Genomic DNA, 16,018 nt, shown 5'->3' with positions numbered 1-16,018 from the left:
GAGAGCCGCTATCAGCGGCTCTCCCTGCTGCATGTCGAGAGGACCGCCGCCACATGGCAGGCCACATCCAAGACCGCTGGTACAAGACCGAAACGACCGCCGACGGAAAGACCACGCGCACCACATCGACCCACGCACAGCACGGACCACCTTCCGGCAGTACGCGGAACGTTGGGTCAACTCCCACACGGGCGAGATCAACAGTCGTGAGGCTGCTGAGCGTCGGCTTCGGCTGCACGCCTATCCGCCGCACATCGGGACTCGCCCGCTCGACTCGTTCAAGCCCGAGCACATCCGCGCCTGGATCGCGGCCCTCGAAGACACCGTGCCGGCCGAGTCGCACCGCCGCATCATCGTCGGCACCGTCTCAGCCGCGCTGAGTGCGGCTGTCGACGACGGGCTACTCAGCAAGAACCCGTGCCAGGCCCGCACCATGCAGCTCCCGAAACCCGGTAAGCCTCGTGTGGTCCCGTGGACGGCCGCGCATGTCTTCGACGTACGGTCCGCCCTCCAACCGCGCTTTCGCGCCACCGTGGACCCCGGAGCGGGATGCGGCCTGCGACAGGGCGAGATCTTCGGCCTGTCGGTCGACGAACTCAACTGTCGAGTCGTGACGCATTCATGGATGCGTCACGTGATTCACTCACGACGCATGCGTGATGGCCGGCTCAGCATCCACTCTGGACGGCACACGTCCATGATCACGGCCCCTGGACGGCCCGGGCGGTCTGCCGCCCCCACGGCCAGCAGCAAACGCCCTGGTCACTCCCCTGCTGAGCCAGATCACGCAGACTTCATCTACTTCTGGCCGCTGTACACCGGGACCGCCATCCCGATCGACGACTGGCGTTCACGTATGTGGCTGGATACCTGGGTATAGCGGACCTTCTGGGCCCTTTGAGCCCTTTCTGAGTACCTCTGAGTATCCGAACGGACACAACATAGGGAAACTCCCCTCACAGCTCCCCCTTGAGCCACATACAGTGCGAGGGACCAACGGGGAACGGGGAGGGAGCCCTTCATGGGCAAGGGGGTCAAGATCACCGTCATCAGCAGCGTCTTCGCTGTGATGGTGGGCGGCGCCGGATACGGGGCGTACAACATCGTGTCCGCGCTGAACGGAGACGGAGGCTCGGACGGAGCGTCCGTGCAGACCGGTCCGCCGAGCCGCGACGAGATCAAGGAGACCTCGGCGAAGTTCTTCGCGGCCTGGGAGAAGGGCCAGGCGGCCCAGGCGGCGACGTACACCAACAACGACGCCGCGGCCGAACCGCTGCTGACCTCCTACCGCAACGCCGCGCACATCACCGGCGTGAAGATCACGCCGGGTACGGCGCACGGCGCGACGGTCCCTTACACGGTCAGGGCGACGGTGTCCTACGGGGGCAGGTCCAAGCCGCTGGCGTACAAGAGCGAGCTGACCGTCGTGCGCGGGAGGACCACCGGGCGCGCGCTGGTCGACTGGCGGCCGTCCGTGGTCCATCCGCAGCTGCACAAGGGCGACACCCTGTTCACCGGCGAGGCGGCGAACCCGCCGATCGAGGCCGTGGACCGGAACGGGGCCGTACTGACGAAGGAGAAGTACCCCTCGCTCGGCCCGGTCCTGGACACCCTGCGCGAGCGGTACGGCGACAAGGCGGGCGGCACCCCCGGCATCGAGCTGGCGATCAAGCACGAGTCCCCGGACGCGGGCGACACCTCGCTGCTCACCCTCGCCAAGGGCCGGGCGGGCCGGCTGCAGACCACGATCAGCGCGAGCGCGCAGGCCGCGGCCGAAACGGCGGTGAAGAGGTTCGCGCAGTCGTCGGTGGTGGCCGTCAAGCCCAGCACCGGCGAGGTGCTCGCGGTCGCCAACCACCGCAGGGACCAGTTCAACGCGGCCTTCCAGGGCGAGGTGGCACCCGGCTCCACCATGAAGATCATCACCGCGGCGATGCTCATCGACAACGGCGTGACCTCGATGAACGGCCCGGCGCCCTGCCCTCCTGACGCCATCTGGCAGGGCCAGACCTTCAAGAACCTCAAGAACATGAAGCCCAACGAGAACGCCACGCTCGCCAACAGCTTCCTGCGCTCCTGCAACACGGCCTTCATCAAGCTCATCGACGAGAAGCCGCTCGACGACTCCTCCCTCACGACCGAGGCCCAGGACCGGTTCGGGCTCGGCCGGGACAACTGGAAGACCGGCATCGTCTCCTTCGACGGCAAGGTCCCCGCCGTCAGCGGCCCGGACCGGGCGGCGAACGCCATCGGCCAGGGCCAGGTCCAGATGAGCCCGCTGAACATGGCGTCGGTCACCGCGACCGCCATCACCGGCACGTTCCGGCAGCCGTATCTGGTCTCGCCGAAGCTGGACGACCGTCAACTGGCCACCGCGAAGGGCCTGCGCGCGAGCACCGCCGCGCAGCTGAAGCAGATGATGCGGCTCACCGCGACGCAGGGCACCGCGATGCAGGCGATGGCCGGGCTGAGCGGGGACTTCGGCGCGAAGACCGGTTCCGCGGAGGTCGACGGACAGACCGTGTCCAACAGCTGGTTCACGGGCTTCAGGGGCGACCTTGCGGCGGCGGCCATGACCGAGGAGGGCGGCCACGGCGGCACGGCGGCCGGGCCGATTGTCGCAGCTGTGCTACGGACCGGCTCCTGAAGTCACCCGTTGAGGACGGGACTCTAGGCTGTTGCCGTCGTTGGTTGGGATGGATGTGGGCAACGGGGACCCTGGGGATCTCTCGGAGGAACGGGAACAGTGGGTAACAGAAGGCGCGTCGCCGAGCGACGGAAGACCAAACCCGCCGTGGTCGGCGGGATGATCGCCGTGGTGGTCGTCGGCGCCGGCGTCGGCGTCTACGCGCTGACGGGCGGCTCGGCTGCCGACGACCGGACGTCGGCGACTTCCTCGTCCACCGACGACAAGCCCAAGGTCAAGACCGGTCCGCTGTCGGCGACCGAGGTACAGACGACGGCCGAGAAGTTCCTCACGTCCTGGCAGCAGGGCAAGGCGACGCAGGCCGCCGCCGCCACCAACGACCCGGCGGCGGCCACCGCCCTGCTGACCGGCTTCACCAAGGACGCCCACATCACGGGCGCCACCCTCACCGAGGGCACCCGCACCGGCGACAAGGTCCCCTTCACCGTCAAGGGCACGGTCTCCTACAAGGGCACCAAGCTGCCCCTCTCGTACCGGAGTGCGCTGACGGTCGTCCGCAAGAAGGAGGACGGCAAGCCGTACGTCGACTGGCACTCCTCCGTCGTCCACCCCGACCTCAGGGACGGCGACACCCTGGTCACCGGCGAGGCCGGGACGCCGCCGGTCAAGGCGTACGACCGCCACGGCGGTGAGCTGACGACCGCGAAATACCCCTCGCTCGGCCCGGTCCTGGACGGTTTGCGGGAGAAGTACGGCAAGACCGCCGGCGGCAAGGCGGGCGTCGAGCTGGACGTGGTGCGGGGCAAGGCCTCGCAGAAGGCCAAGCTGTCCGACAAGACGCTGCTGACGCTGACCAAGGGCACGCCGGGCAAGGTGAACACGACGCTGAGCCCGGTCTTCCAGGCCGCGGCCGAGAAGCAGGTCGCCGCGAAGGACCGGTCCTCGGTCGTCGTCATGCGCCCGTCGACCGGCGAGATCCTCGCCGTCGCGAACCACAGCCCCAGCTTCAACGTGGCGTTCCAGGGCTCCCTGGCCCCCGGCTCCACGATGAAGATCGTGACCTCGACGATGCTGTTCGAGAAGAACCTCGTCCACCCCGACCAGGCGCACCCCTGCCCCAAGACGTACAAGCTGGCGGGCTGGACCTTCCACAACGACGGCGACTCGGAGATCAAGCAGGGCTCGTTCAAGCTGGCTTTCGGGGCCTCCTGCAACAACGCCTTCATCAACTTCGCGCCGAAGCTGTCCAACAGCGACCTGACGCAGGAGGCCCAGCAGGTCTACGGCCTCGGAATGAACAACTGGTCCATCGGCGTCCCCACCTTCGACGGCTCCGTCCCCGTGATGAGCGGCGCCCAGATGGGCGCCTCGCTGATCGGGCAGGGCGGGGTCCGGATGAACCCGCTGAACATGGCGTCGGTCTCGTCGACGGTGGCGGACGGCACCTTCCACCAGCCGTACCTGGTCGCCCCGTCGGTGGACCACCGCACACTGGCGAAGGCCTCGCGCACGATGTCGTCGAAGACCCAGGCCGAGCTCAAGGAGGTCATGTCCTACACGGCCTCGTACGGTACGGCGGCCAAGGCGATGGCGGGCATGTCCGGCTGCGGCGCCAAGACGGGCTCGGCCGAGGTCGACGGCCAGAAGAAGCCCAACGGCTGGTTCACCGCCTACTGCGGCGACCTCGCGGCCTCAGGCGTGGTCCAGGCGGGCGGCCACGGCGGCGACACGGCGGGCCCGATCGTGGCGGCACTTCTCAAGATGGGCGGCTGAGCTGAGGGGGCGCCCCTCGGGGGCGCCCCGAAGGGGCGCGGGGCTGTGTCGATTTGCGGCTCCGCCGCGTGGGCGCGACGAGCCACAACGGCGCCGCAGACGACTCAGCGGGAAACGGGCGCCGCAGCCATATAGGTGCGGCGCAGAAACCGCAGAAGGGTCTTCGACTCGAACTGCACCACCGAGACACCCTCCGCCGAGTGGAACTCGACGACGGCCTGAACCCGCCCGCAGGGCCACACCCGCACCTCACCGCTGCCGGCAGGCGCCCGCAGCCCCTGTTCCAGCAGGGACCGCGAAAAACTCCACTCATCTGCCCCCGGCAGTCCCATCCGCACCTCACGCGGGTCGACCTCGGGGTCGTAGCGCAGGACCACCGGCACCGTCTCGTCCTCCGGTACCGCCGCATCCGTGACCAGGTGGGCTCGTGCGTACTGCTCGACTACAGACATCGTGACGGCCCTCTCACGCTGCGTGTCCTGTGCGGAAGGTGTGCGTCCACCCCCTCCTAATGTCCCATATTTTCCCGAGGACGCCCCTTGGCGTGCGACGACTCACGCCACGAGCCTCTCGCTCTTGCAAGTTGTTCGCAACAAGGCACTATCATCGAACGGTGCATGTGCCTGACGGATTCATCAACGCCCCCGTCTCCGCCGCGACCGGAGTCGTCGCCGCGGGCGCCATCGCGGTGAGCCTGCGCGGCGCCCGCCGTGAGCTGGACGAGCGGACGGCGCCGCTGGCCGGGCTGGTCGCGGCGTTCATCTTCGCGGTGCAGATGCTGAACTTCCCCGTCGCGGCGGGGACCAGCGGCCATCTGCTCGGCGGTGCGCTCGCCGCGATCCTCGTCGGCCCCTTCACCGGCGTGCTGTGCGTGTCCGTCGTCCTGCTGATGCAGGGCATCCTCTTCGCGGACGGCGGTCTGACCGCGCTCGGCGTGAACATCACGGACATGGCGATCGTCACGACGGTCGTCGGGTACGCCGTCTTCCGCGGCCTGGTGAAGGTGCTCCCGCGGGGACGCCGCTCGGTCACCGTGGCCTCCTTCGCCGCGGCGCTCCTCTCGGTCCCGGCCGCGGCGGTCGCCTTCACGCTGATCTACGCCGTCGGCGGCACCACCGACGTCTCCATCGGCAAGGTCGCCACCGCGATGATCGGCGTACACGTGCTGATCGGGATCGGCGAGGCGGCGATCACGGGGCTGACCGTGGGCGCGGTGATCGCCGTACGCCCGGACCTCGTGTACGGCGCGCGCGGCCTGGAGCAGAAGCTCAAGCTGCGGGTGAACGGCGAACTCGTGGACGCTCCCGCCGCCCGCCCGGCGCCCGTGGCGGCGCGCGCCTCCCGCCGCGCGCTGTGGGCCACCGGCCTGGTCACCTCCCTCGTCCTGGCGGGCTTCGTCAGCTTCTACGCCAACGCGAACCCCGACGGTCTGATGAAGGTCGCCCAGGACCAGGGCATCGACAAGAAGACCCAGAAGCACGCCTCCGCCGACTCCCCGCTCGCCGGCTACGGCGTCAAGGACATCACCGACGGCCGCGTCTCCAAGGGCGTGGCGGGCCTGATCGGCGTCGGTGTCACGGTCGTCGCGGGCAGCACGGTCTTCTGGGCGGTCCGCAGGCGCCGTACGACCGACGCCTCTCCCGTCAGCACGGGCGTCTGACATGGGCGCCGGACACGCACACAGGCTCTACCGGCACGGGCACTCCCCCGTGCACGCCCTGCCGCCGCACACCAAGCTGGCCGCCGCGTTCGCCTTCGTGGTCGTCGTGGTGTCGACGCCGCGGGAGGCGGTGTGGGCCTTCGGTCTGTACGCCGTGCTGCTCGCGGTCGTCGCGCGGCTCGCGCGTGTGCCCGCCGGGTTTCTGCTCAAGCGGCTGCTGATCGAGGTGCCGTTCGTCGCGTTCGCGGTGCTGATGCCGTTCGTGGCCGAGGGCGAGCGGGTGGACGTCCTCGGGCTGTCGCTGAGCGTGAACGGCCTGTGGGGCGCCTGGAACGTCCTCGCCAAGGGCACGCTGGGCGTCGCCGCCTCCGTCCTCCTGGCCTCCACCACCGAACTGCGTGAACTGCTCCTCGGCCTCCAGCGGTTGAAGCTCCCGCCGCTGCTCGTGCAGATCGCGTCCTTCATGATCCGCTACGGCGACGTCATCACGGACGAGATGCGCCGGATGCGGATCGCGCGCGAGTCCCGGGGCTTCGAGGCGCGGGGCGTGCGGCACTGGGGCGTGCTCGCCAAGTCGGCGGGCGCCCTGTTCATCCGCTCCTACGAGCGCGGGGAGCGCGTCCACCTGGCCATGGTCAGCCGCGGATACGCCGGTTCGATGCCGGTGATCGACGAGGTGACCGCGTCCCGGGCGCAGTGGTCGTACGCCCTCACGCTCCCCTTCGCCGCCCTCGTCGTCTGCCTGCTGGGATGGACCCTGTGAGTACTGCTTCCCTGGAGGTCTCCGGCCTCGCCTTCGCCTACCCCGACGGCCACCAGGCCCTGTTCGGCGTGGACTTCTCCCTCGCGCGCGGCGAGCGGGTCGCGCTGCTCGGGCCGAACGGCGCCGGCAAGACGACGCTCGTGCTGCACCTCAACGGCATCCTGACCGGCGGTGCGGGCACCGTCACGGTCGCCGGACTGCCCGTCGGCAAGCAGCACATGGCGGAAATCCGCCGCCGCGTCGGCATCGTCTTCCAGGACCCGGACGACCAGCTGTTCATGCCGACGGTGCGCGAGGACGTGGCGTTCGGTCCCGCGGCGGCCGGACTGAAGGGGCCGGAGCTGGAGGAGCGCGTCGACCGAGCGCTCGCGCGGGTCGGCATGGCGGAGTTCAAGGACCGGCCCCCGCACCACCTCTCCTTCGGGCAGCGGCGCCGGGTGGCCGTGGCGACCGTACTCGCCATGGAGCCGGAGATCCTCGTCCTGGACGAGCCGTCCTCCAACCTCGACCCGGCCTCCCGGCGCGAACTGGCCGACATCCTGCGCTCGTTGGACGTCACCGTCCTCATGGTCACCCACGACCTGCCGTACGCCCTGGAGCTGTGCCCCCGCTCGCTGATCCTCAGCGAGGGCGTGATCGCGGCGGACGGCAAGACGGCCGAGCTGCTGTCGGACGAGGAGCTCATGCGCGCCCACCGCCTGGAGCTGCCCTTCGGTTTCGATCCGCGGTCCGTGACAATGGGCGCGTGACGAACGCGGACGATACGGCGGCCAGGACCGGCTCTGAGGGCTCGCTGCTCCTCGACGACCAGTTGTGCTTCGCGCTGTACGCGGCCCAGCGCGCGGTGACGTCCTCCTACCGCCCGCTCCTGGACGAACTCGGCCTCACCTACCCGCAGTACCTCGTGCTGCTCGTCCTGTGGGAGCGCGGCGAGATCCCGGTCAAGGAACTGGCGACCGCGCTACGGCTCGACTACGGCACGGTCTCGCCGCTGCTGAAGCGGCTGGAGGCGGCAGGGCTGGTGCGCCGGGAGCGCGCGCCGCACGACGAGCGCTCGGTGCTGGTCGCGTGCACCGGGCGCGGGGAGGAACTGCGGGAGCGCGCGGCCTGCGTACCGGGCGCGCTGCTCGCGGCGACGGGGCTCGACGCGCCGGAGGTCGCGCGGCTGCGCGAGGAGCTCTGGCGGCTGGCGGCGCGGGCCGAAGCGGCCGCGCACCCCTGATCTCGGGTTACCCCCGGTTGCCGCCCCCAGGTACCGGCTGCTGACCTACCAGCCAGTATCTTGTGCACGATGTACTTGCGCGCACTTGTTATGGGGGGCCAGCCATGAGCGCCATGAGTGACGATCTCGACCTCAACGACATCGACACCCGACCGACGAAAATCATGTACGTCGCCGAGGCGACCGCGCACGGCGGCCGGGACGGCTACGTCACCAGCCAGGACGGGCAGATCGACGTCAGGGTCGCGATGCCGCCGGAGCTGGGCGGGGACGGCAACGGCACCAATCCCGAGCAGCTGTTCGCGGCCGGCTACAGCTCGTGCTTCCACAACGCGCTGGTGCTGGTGGGCCGCCGGTCCGGCTTCGATCTCACCGGTTCCACGGTCGCCGCGAAGGTCGGCATCGGCCCCAACAAGCAGCGCGGTTACGGTCTCGCGGTCGCCCTCAGCGTTTCGCTGCCGGTCCTTGACCAGGACGTCGCGGCGAAGCTGGTGGACGCGGCGCACGAGGTGTGCCCGTACTCGAACGCGACCCGCGGGAACATCGACGTGACGATTCTGCTTGGGTGAGTGGGGAGTACTCACCGGCAGGAGGAACACGGGCGTGGACGTGAACGGCACAGTGGCGGAGGGCTTCGAGCCGGTCAGGGAAGCGTTCGTACGGAACTTCGAGATGCTCGGCGACCGGGGCGCGGCCGTCGCCGTCTACCGGGACGGGCGCAAGGTCGTCGACCTGTGGGGCGGCACGAAGGACGTCGACGGCACCGAACCGTGGCAGCAGGGCACCGCCCAGGTCGTGCGCTCGGCGACCAAGGGGGTCGCCGCCGCCGTACTCCTGCTGCTGTGGCAGCGCGGGGAACTGGACCTGGACGCGCCGGTCGGCGAGTACTGGCCGGAGTTCAAGGCGCACGGCAAGGAGCGGCTGCTGGTGCAGCACGTGCTGAGCCACCGGGCCGGGCTGCCGGTGCTCGACCACCCGCTCACGCCGTCCGACGCGCTGGACCCGCACCGCGGCCCCGAGGCGGTCGCCGCGCAGGCGCCCGCGTGGGAGCCGGGCACCGACCACGGGTATCACGCGCTGACGTACGGCTGGATGCTCGACGAACTGGTACGGCGCGTCACGGGCCGGTGGGCCGGGGAGTGGCTCGCGGCGGAGGTCACCGGGCCGCGGGGGCTCGACCTGTGGCTGGGCCTGCCGGAGTCGGAGGCGGGCCGGGTGGGCCGCGTCGGCCGCGTGGAGGGGCCCGAGCCAGTCGGCGGTCTGCATCTGCGCCCGAAGCGCTCGGTCACCGAGGCCTACGAGAACCCGGACTCCCTCACCCGCCGGGCCTTCGCCGCAATCAGCCCCTTCCCGGACCAGAACGACCCCTCCTACCGCGCCGCCGCGCTCCCGGCCACCAACGGCATCGCCACGGCGGAGGGCCTCGCCCGTTTCTACGCATCCCTGATCGGCGAAGTCGACGGCGGCACAAGGCTGTTCGCGCCTGAGACCGTGGAGCTGGCCCGCACCGAACGCAGCGCGGGACCGGACCGCGTGCTGGTGGTGGGCACACGGTTCGGCCTCGGCTACATGCTGCACGGAGCGGCCTCCCCGCTCCTGACCCCCACCTCCTTCGGCCACCCGGGCCGCGGCGGCGCCCTGGGCTTCGCCGACCCGGACTCGGGCATAGCTTTCGGCTACGTGACGAACGGCTTCCGCAAGTCAGTGACGGCGGATCCAAGGGCGCAGGCCTTGGTGAGGGCGGTACAGAGCGCCATATCGGCATAACGCGACGGTTCGACAGCGCCCCATAAGGGGCGCGGGGAACTGCGCGACCAGCCCCAACGACCCCGCAGACGACGAACGACCCATCGCAGCCCCCGCGGCGGAGCCGCAAATCGGCACGGCCCGCGGAGGTCCACTCAAACGTTGATCGAGTGCGACGTCCGCCCCGACGCCGAGTCGATCTCCCCATGCGCCTTGGTCAGCAACTGCATGGCAAGCTCGTTCAGCGCCCGCGCCCCGGCGATCTCCTCCCCCACCCTTGGCTGATTCGCGTCGGTGTGGTGGCGGCTCGCGTGACCATGGGCCTTGACCTCGGTCCCGTCGGACAGCCGTACCAGCGCGACCGCCCGCGTGTGCGTCTCGTCCTCCTGGAACTCCAGCTCGACGTGCCATCCCACTGCGGTGTGCATCATGACGATCACCTCCGGAAGACCTGCTTCCAGAGTGCTCCTACCGGCCCGTGGATGCACGCAGACCCCGGGCCGGTGTGACGGCCCGGGGTCCGCGGCGCGCTGGGCGTGTGTCAGCCGTCGTTCTCGGCGGACGGCAGGTAGGCGCCCGGCACGTCGGCGGGCGCGTACACCTTCTTGTCGCCGGGGTACGGCTTGGTCCAGTTGTGGGTCTGGTACCAGGTGTAGCGGTTCATCTGCTCGTTGTTGGCGTAGTCGGGCACGGCGTGCGGGCCGGTCAGCCGCTGGTGCGAGGCCCAGGTCTTCCACTGCGCGGCGAGCTTCCGCTGGGCCTGCGGCACCGCGGCGGAGGTCGGCGCGAGTGCCGCCCCGGTGTCCTGCGGGGCCGGGGTGTCCGAGCCACAGGAGGGCTGCGGGCTCACACCCAGGGTCAGCGAGGTCCGGTTGGGCTCGGCCGTGAACGGGGTGTTGTCCGGCTTCAGGGAGAACGCCCCGTACATCGGGGTGGCCGCGCTGTCGAGCTGGTTCATCGGGTGGATCCCGAGGATCTGCTCGATGGTGCGGACCATCGTGATCTGCGAGTAGTAGTGGCTGTCGACGGTGTCGCGCTTGGCCCAGGGGCTGATGATCTGGACCGGGGCGCGGTGACCGTCGACGTGGTCGAGGCCGTTCTGGGAGTCGTCCTCGACGACGAAGATCGCCGAGTCCTTCCAGTACCTGCTGTGGGAGATCTCGTCGACCATCCGGCCGACCGCGAGGTCGTTGTCGGCGACCTCGGCCGCCGCGTTGGCCGGGCCGCCGGTGTGGTCGTTGGAGAACCAGAACATGTTCAGGTTCGCCGGGCCGTTCTTCTCGAAGTCCTGCTTCCAGATCTGTTCCTTGTAGATGTCCGGGACGTCGAGGTCGAACATCGGGAAGCCCTGCACGGACACCTTGTTGAGCGAGGGGATCGCCGAACCCGTCTGGATCGGGTACTGGGTCTGCGCCCCGGTCGCTTCCATGTTCTTGCTGTCGCAGTACAGGTTCTGCCAGGTCGCCCCGGCCGGCTTGGTCTCCAGCGACTGGAACTCGCCGAAGTCCTTGACCGACCTGCCGGCCGCCTGCGCGCCGCTCCAGATGAAGCCGGTCTTCTGGTGGCCGAGGGCGTCGTTCTCGGTGTCGTAGCTGCGCTGGTACTCGCCGGCGGAGGACTCGGTGTACTCCGGGTTGTCCGACTGCATCAGCCAGTTGTGGCCCTCGGCGGAGTTCGTGCCGACGTCGTAGAAGTTGTCGTAGAGGCCGAACTGCTCGGCCAGGGCGTGCTGGTTGGGCGTCACGTTCTCGCCGAACGTGGTGAGCGACGGGTTTCCGTCGCCCTGCGGCAGGTCGCCGTAGACCTGGTCGTAGGTCCGGTTCTCCTTGACGAGCAGGAAGACGTGCTTGATCGTCGAGGGGTCGCCGAGCCGCAGCGGGACCGGCAGCGCCTTGCCGGAGGTCTTGCGCCCGGCCGTCAGGACCGAACCGGGCGTCCAGCCGTTCTGCCTGAAGACCCTGGCGGTCTCGGCCTTGACCGTCTTGTCGTCCGGCAGCGTGAACTGGGTCAGGCTCGACGTCGTGTCGTGGGTGCCGTGCCCGGAGGCGGCGGTGGGGCGGCGGGCGTCGATGCCGCGGGTGTGGGAGACGACCACGTTCTTGCCGACGGTGGCGATCCCCGAGGGGAAGTAGTCGGTCGGGAGCAGGCCGACGTAGCGGGCCGGTTCCTGCGGGGACTTGTACCGGTAGACGGCGACCGCGTTGGCGCGGCCGAGCGTCACCAGCAGACGGCCGTCGTCGGTGAGCGTCACGGCGTTCGGCTCGTAGCCGACCTTCGCCTCCGGCCAGGGCTGGGTGGCGATGGTCTGTACGACCTTGTCCTTGGCCGTGTCGATGACCGAGACGCTGTTGTCGGCGGTGTTGGTGACGAACACCGCGCCCTTGCTCGCGTACACCGCGGTCGGGTGCAGTCCTACGTCGATGCCGGCGACGGCGGCGGACGGGTCCGCCGTGTCGATGACGCTGACGGTGCCGGTGGTGGCGGCGCCGGTGTCCGGGTCGGCGGGCACCTGGGTGCCGTAGGAGTTGATGGTGGTGTCGCCGTCCTTGGCCGGGCGGCCGCCCTCGTTGCTGACGTACAGCTTGCCGCCGACCAGGGCGATGCCCCGGGGGGCGTTGCCGACGGCCCAGCTCTGCTTGACGGTTCCGGTGGCCGCGTCGAGGGCGACGACCCGGTTCTGGCCGTTGACCGCCGAGTACACGGTGGAGCCGTCGGGCGAGAACACCGCGGCACCCACGAGCGCGCGCTTGGTGCCGTCGGCCGGGATCGGGACGGCCACCGGGCTGGAGAGGGTGCCGTCGGCGCCCACGGTGAACCTGGTGTAGCCGTCGGCCTGGCCCAGCCACAGCTGCGTGCCGTCGGGCGAGTACGTCGGGCCCTCCTGGCCGACGGAGCCGCTCTTGATGCGCAGGTCGTCCGCCACGTTGGTGCCGACCTTCTGGATCACCTGACCGCTCGCGAGGTCCAGGACGACCAGCGAGGCGTCGCCGTCGGCGACCGAGGCCGCGAGCCGGCTGCCGTCCGGGCTGACCGTCGACGACATGATCTTGCCGTCGTTGACGACGGAGCGGGTGCCGTACGGCTTGATGTACTGGTCGCTGGAGATGACCTGGCCGTTCGCGGTCTCCTCGGCGACCTGCTGGGTGCCGAACTGCCACGTCGACGCGACCGCGGTGCCGGTGACGCCGAGGGCGACCGCGATGCCCGCCGTGACCAGCACGGCACGGCGGCCGACGCGTCTGCCGAAGAGGTTGACCTGATTCTTCTCGTTGATCCGGCGCTGGCGTGTTACCTGCACGGGGTGTCCCTTCAGTGGACCCTTCGCTGGAACCTTCAGTGGGGGGTGAGCAGCTCGACGTTGCCGTCGAACTGCCACAGCGGATTCGGGGCGTCTCCGGTCGAAGTCCGCAGCAGGAAGTAGCCGTTGACTTCCTTGGGACCGTCGCCGTCGGCCACGAACCGCCCGTCCGAGGTGATGTCGAGCTGATAGATCGCCGTCCCCGGGACCGGGACCCCGGGCAGATGCCAGGTCACGACGCACCGCCAGTCGTTGCCCGCCCCCTCCTGGGCCGCCTGGCCGTCGCTCTTGGTGCATGCCGCCGAGGCCCGCAGCTGCGCCTCGGTGACGGCGGGACGGTGCAACTCCTGCGTCTGCATGCGGTAGAGGTGGGCGAACGCCGTGGCCACCGACCGCTGGACCTTGTCCTGATCGATGCCGGATCCCATGAAGGGGGCGGGGGTCGCCACGGCGACCACGCCGACGGTGAGAGCGGTCAGCCCGGCCAGCGGCAGCGCGCCGACGGTGAGCGCCCGGCGCCCGGAACCGTCGTAGGCGAGGTCGGTGAAGTCGCGCCGCAGGAACAGGAGATACGCCAGCGCGGTCGCGAGCACGGCCCACAGCAGGCCGACCGCGAGGCCGATCAGGAGCGGGCCGAGCTGGGTGGGGCTGGTGAACAGGCCGTTCCAGGAGATGAAGGCGTAGCCGGGCAGGGCGAGGCGCACGGCGACGGGCAGCGGCAGCATCTGGGCGACCGACATCGCGAGCGCCACGAGCGGGGGCAGCAGCAGCCCCGTCGGGGACCGCCCCAGCGCGACCGACCCGAGCAGTCCGATCGCGGCGAGGGCCAGGGTCGGCGCCAGCGCCGCGGTCCAGGCGAGCAGGACCCGCAGAGCGGCATCCCCCGGTGCCAGCAGATGACCGTCGAGGCCGACCAGCGGCCGATTGCCGACCGACACCAGCCCGCCGGCCGCACTGGACACGGCAAGACCGGCCACCAGCAGCAGGATGACGGTGAGACTGGCGAACGCCTTCGCCACGAAGATCCGCCGCGGCGACCGTACGGCGACCAGCAGATGCCGCCAGGTGCCGAGCCGGTCCTCGGCGGCGAACACGTCACCGGCGACCACCGAGGTCAGCAGCGGAAGCGCCCAGGTCCCCGCGAAACCGAGCATCACCAGAGGTCCGGCCCAGCCCGTGGCGTGCATCCAGCGCCCGAAGAGGGTGTCGGAGGGCAGCGTGCTCTGCCGGCTCACACCGGCGACGAAGAGGGCGGGAGCGATCCAGCAGGCAAGCACCAGCAGCCGGATCCGCCACTGCGAGACCAACTTGACCAGTTCGAAGCGGTAGCCGCGCGAGACGGGGACCCGGCGGGCCCTGACAACCTTGTCGGCGGAGACGGTCGCGGTCATCGGCCGGCCTCCTGCTGCTGCTCGGTGAGGGCGAGGAACGCGGCCTCCAGCGGCGATACGACGGGCGCGAGTTCGCGCACCGCGACGCCCGCCCGCACGAGGCCCGCCACCAGTTCGTCGAGGGCGGGCACCAGGGCGCGCACGACGAGCAGTTCGTCGTCCTGCCGTATCCCGGCGTCGTCGACGATCCGGATCCCGTCCGAGGCGTCGGCCAGCCGGCGCGCGGCCCGCGGGTCGGAGGTCCTTATCCGGTAGTCGAGTTCACGGTTCTCGGCGGTCAGTTTGCCGAGCGGGCCGCAGAACACGACCCGTCCGGTGGCGAGGATGGTGACCTCCGAGCACAGGGCTTCGAGGTCGTCCATACGGTGGCTCGACAGCACCACGCTGGTGCCGTCCGCGGCGAGCCGGGTGAGGACGCGGTGCACGTGCCGTTTCCCGGCCGGGTCGAGGCCGTTGGAGGGTTCGTCGAGCACGAGCAGCCGGGGCCTGGTGAGCAGGGCGGCGGCGAGCCCGAGCCGCTGCCGCATGCCGAGCGAGAAGCCGCGGGCCTTGTCGTCGGCGACGGCGGTGAGGCCGACCTGGTCGAGCACCTCGTCGATGCCCGCGGAGCCGGCGTCGAGCCCACGGAGCCGGGCCAGCGCGGCGAGGTTCTGCCGGGCGGTGAGCGAGGGATAGAGACCGGGGCCGTCGACGAACCCGGCGACACCCTCGGGAGCGTCGAACGCCCGCCCCACCGGCGCCCCCAGGATCTCCAGCCGCCCGCTGTCGGCGACGGCCAGACCCAGCAGCAGACCGAGCAGCGTCGTCTTGCCGGCGCCGTTCGGACCGACCAGACCATGGATCTGACCCTGCGTCACATCCAGGTCGACACCGTCGAGTGCGACGACGTCGCCGAAGCACTTGGTGATCCCGCGAGCCGCAACTGCGTGGAGTGTCCCCATGGGCCCCCCTTCTCCCGATGTCCGCAGGGACCATAGGGACAACACACAACCCAGGCACAGACGCCGAGTTGAACTCCGGGGGAACGTGTCGTCAAGGCGTAGGCAAGTGGCGCGCGTGAACACCGACGCGAATCGGACATGGGCAGCGCCCGGTGCGCGAATGACGCCGCGGCGCGGGCAGCGCCCTGAAGGGGCGCGGGGCTGCGTCGGCATGCGCCTCGCCCACGCCGACGCGACAACACCGCAGACGACCGCCCCACAGTGCAGCACCCGCCCTATGGGGGCGCGGGGAACTGCGCGACCAGCCGCAACGCAGCCGCAGACCACCGCGGCGCGGGCAGCGCCCCAAAAGAGCGCGCGGCTGCGTCGGCATGCGCCTCGCCCACGCCGACGCGACAACACCGCAGACGACCGCCCCACGGTGCAGCACCCGCCCTATGGGAGCGCGGGGAACTACGCGACCAGCCACAACGCAGCCGCAGACCACCGCGGCGCGGCACCGCCCCAAAAGAGCGCAGGGCTGCGTCGGCATGCGCCTCGCCCACGCCGACGCGACAACACCGCAGACGACCGCCCC

14 protein-coding genes are annotated in these 16,018 nt (G+C 70.4%); 9 read left to right on the top strand and 5 right to left on the bottom strand.

All coding sequences use genetic code 11. The annotated features are described in order from the left end of the window. Window positions 1-31 precede the first annotated feature (31 nt). The 3 genes from ACWC1K_RS12455 to ACWC1K_RS12445 all read left to right on the top strand — a co-directional run bounded on the left by ACWC1K_RS12455 (window position 32) and on the right by ACWC1K_RS12445 (window position 4,420). Window positions 32-880, top strand: coding sequence for a phage integrase central domain-containing protein (locus ACWC1K_RS12455; RefSeq protein ID WP_450830731.1), 849 nt, complete (start codon window positions 32-34; stop codon window positions 878-880). Between the two features lie 141 nt (window positions 881-1,021). Next, the gene (locus ACWC1K_RS12450; RefSeq protein WP_450830730.1) at window positions 1,022-2,647 is read left to right on the top strand and encodes a penicillin-binding transpeptidase domain-containing protein; all 1,626 of its coding nucleotides are present in this window, start codon (window positions 1,022-1,024) and stop codon (window positions 2,645-2,647) included. A 99-nt stretch (window positions 2,648-2,746) separates the two neighbouring features. After that, the gene (locus ACWC1K_RS12445; protein WP_450830728.1) at window positions 2,747-4,420 is read left to right on the top strand and encodes a penicillin-binding transpeptidase domain-containing protein; all 1,674 of its coding nucleotides are present in this window, start codon (window positions 2,747-2,749) and stop codon (window positions 4,418-4,420) included. A 104-nt stretch (window positions 4,421-4,524) separates the two neighbouring features. Here the strand turns inward: ACWC1K_RS12445 and ACWC1K_RS12440 are convergent, their stop codons facing one another. After that, entirely contained in the window at window positions 4,525-4,872 is a 348-nt protein-coding gene (locus tag ACWC1K_RS12440) for an SsgA family sporulation/cell division regulator (protein WP_450830726.1), read from the bottom strand. Window positions 4,873-5,033: 161 nt separating this feature from the next. On the opposite strand from ACWC1K_RS12440, the gene ACWC1K_RS12435 reads away from it, so the two are divergent. The 6 genes from ACWC1K_RS12435 to ACWC1K_RS12410 all read left to right on the top strand — a co-directional run bounded on the left by ACWC1K_RS12435 (window position 5,034) and on the right by ACWC1K_RS12410 (window position 9,832). Next, window positions 5,034-6,080, top strand: a complete 1,047-nt coding sequence (locus tag ACWC1K_RS12435) for an energy-coupling factor ABC transporter permease (RefSeq protein WP_450830725.1) — start codon at window positions 5,034-5,036, stop codon at window positions 6,078-6,080. A 1-nt stretch (window position 6,081) separates the two neighbouring features. Then, a complete protein-coding gene (cbiQ, locus tag ACWC1K_RS12430; protein ID WP_450748721.1) occupies window positions 6,082-6,843 on the top strand; it encodes a cobalt ECF transporter T component CbiQ in 762 nt (253 codons plus the stop codon). Beyond that, complete coding sequence (locus ACWC1K_RS12425) at window positions 6,831-7,592, top strand: energy-coupling factor ABC transporter ATP-binding protein (RefSeq protein WP_450830723.1); 762 nt, start codon at window positions 6,831-6,833, stop codon at window positions 7,590-7,592. Before cbiQ ends, ACWC1K_RS12425 begins: the two co-directional genes overlap by 13 nt. After that, the gene (locus ACWC1K_RS12420; RefSeq protein ID WP_450830722.1) at window positions 7,589-8,065 is read left to right on the top strand and encodes a MarR family winged helix-turn-helix transcriptional regulator; all 477 of its coding nucleotides are present in this window, start codon (window positions 7,589-7,591) and stop codon (window positions 8,063-8,065) included. The genes ACWC1K_RS12425 and ACWC1K_RS12420 overlap by 4 nt, the downstream gene beginning before the upstream one ends. 104 nt (window positions 8,066-8,169) lie before the next feature. After that, window positions 8,170-8,634, top strand: coding sequence for an organic hydroperoxide resistance protein (locus tag ACWC1K_RS12415; RefSeq protein WP_450830720.1), 465 nt, complete (start codon window positions 8,170-8,172; stop codon window positions 8,632-8,634). Window positions 8,635-8,668: 34 nt separating this feature from the next. Beyond that, window positions 8,669-9,832 (top strand): serine hydrolase domain-containing protein, encoded by a 1,164-nt coding sequence (locus ACWC1K_RS12410; RefSeq protein WP_450830718.1) that lies wholly within the window; start codon window positions 8,669-8,671, stop codon window positions 9,830-9,832. A gap of 134 nt (window positions 9,833-9,966) precedes the next feature. Here the strand turns inward: ACWC1K_RS12410 and ACWC1K_RS12405 are convergent, their stop codons facing one another. The 4 genes from ACWC1K_RS12405 to ACWC1K_RS12390 form a co-directional block, all read right to left on the bottom strand. Then, the gene (locus ACWC1K_RS12405) at window positions 9,967-10,242 is read right to left on the bottom strand and encodes a dsRBD fold-containing protein (protein WP_099934194.1); all 276 of its coding nucleotides are present in this window, start codon (window positions 10,240-10,242) and stop codon (window positions 9,967-9,969) included. A 110-nt stretch (window positions 10,243-10,352) separates the two neighbouring features. After that, window positions 10,353-13,109, bottom strand: coding sequence for a phosphoesterase (locus ACWC1K_RS12400; protein ID WP_450830716.1), 2,757 nt, complete (start codon window positions 13,107-13,109; stop codon window positions 10,353-10,355). Between the two features lie 35 nt (window positions 13,110-13,144). Continuing rightward, entirely contained in the window at window positions 13,145-14,500 is a 1,356-nt protein-coding gene (locus tag ACWC1K_RS12395) for an ABC transporter permease (protein WP_450830714.1), read from the bottom strand. Then, complete coding sequence (locus ACWC1K_RS12390; RefSeq protein WP_450830713.1) at window positions 14,497-15,441, bottom strand: ABC transporter ATP-binding protein; 945 nt, start codon at window positions 15,439-15,441, stop codon at window positions 14,497-14,499. The genes ACWC1K_RS12395 and ACWC1K_RS12390 overlap by 4 nt, the downstream gene beginning before the upstream one ends. Between the last annotated feature and the right edge of the window lie 577 nt (window positions 15,442-16,018).

The sequence above is a fragment of the Streptomyces sp. NPDC001492 genome (assembly GCF_053597275.1).
Note: the sequence above shows the minus strand (reverse complement) of the source record. Positions and strands in the feature narration are given on the sequence as shown.

Coding starts and splice junctions, on each gene's coding strand:
- ACWC1K_RS12440 (WP_450830726.1), bottom strand. CDS start 4,872: ATGTCTGTAGTCGAGCAGTACGCACGAGCCCACCTGGTCACGGATGCG.
- ACWC1K_RS12390 (WP_450830713.1), bottom strand. CDS start 15,441: ATGGGGACACTCCACGCAGTTGCGGCTCGCGGGATCACCAAGTGCTTC.
- ACWC1K_RS12405 (WP_099934194.1), bottom strand. CDS start 10,242: ATGATGCACACCGCAGTGGGATGGCACGTCGAGCTGGAGTTCCAGGAG.
- ACWC1K_RS12455 (WP_450830731.1), top strand. CDS start 32: ATGTCGAGAGGACCGCCGCCACATGGCAGGCCACATCCAAGACCGCTG.
- ACWC1K_RS12450 (WP_450830730.1), top strand. CDS start 1,022: ATGGGCAAGGGGGTCAAGATCACCGTCATCAGCAGCGTCTTCGCTGTG.
- ACWC1K_RS12395 (WP_450830714.1), bottom strand. CDS start 14,500: ATGACCGCGACCGTCTCCGCCGACAAGGTTGTCAGGGCCCGCCGGGTC.
- cbiQ (WP_450748721.1), top strand. CDS start 6,082: ATGGGCGCCGGACACGCACACAGGCTCTACCGGCACGGGCACTCCCCC.
- ACWC1K_RS12425 (WP_450830723.1), top strand. CDS start 6,831: ATGGACCCTGTGAGTACTGCTTCCCTGGAGGTCTCCGGCCTCGCCTTC.
- ACWC1K_RS12415 (WP_450830720.1), top strand. CDS start 8,170: ATGAGCGCCATGAGTGACGATCTCGACCTCAACGACATCGACACCCGA.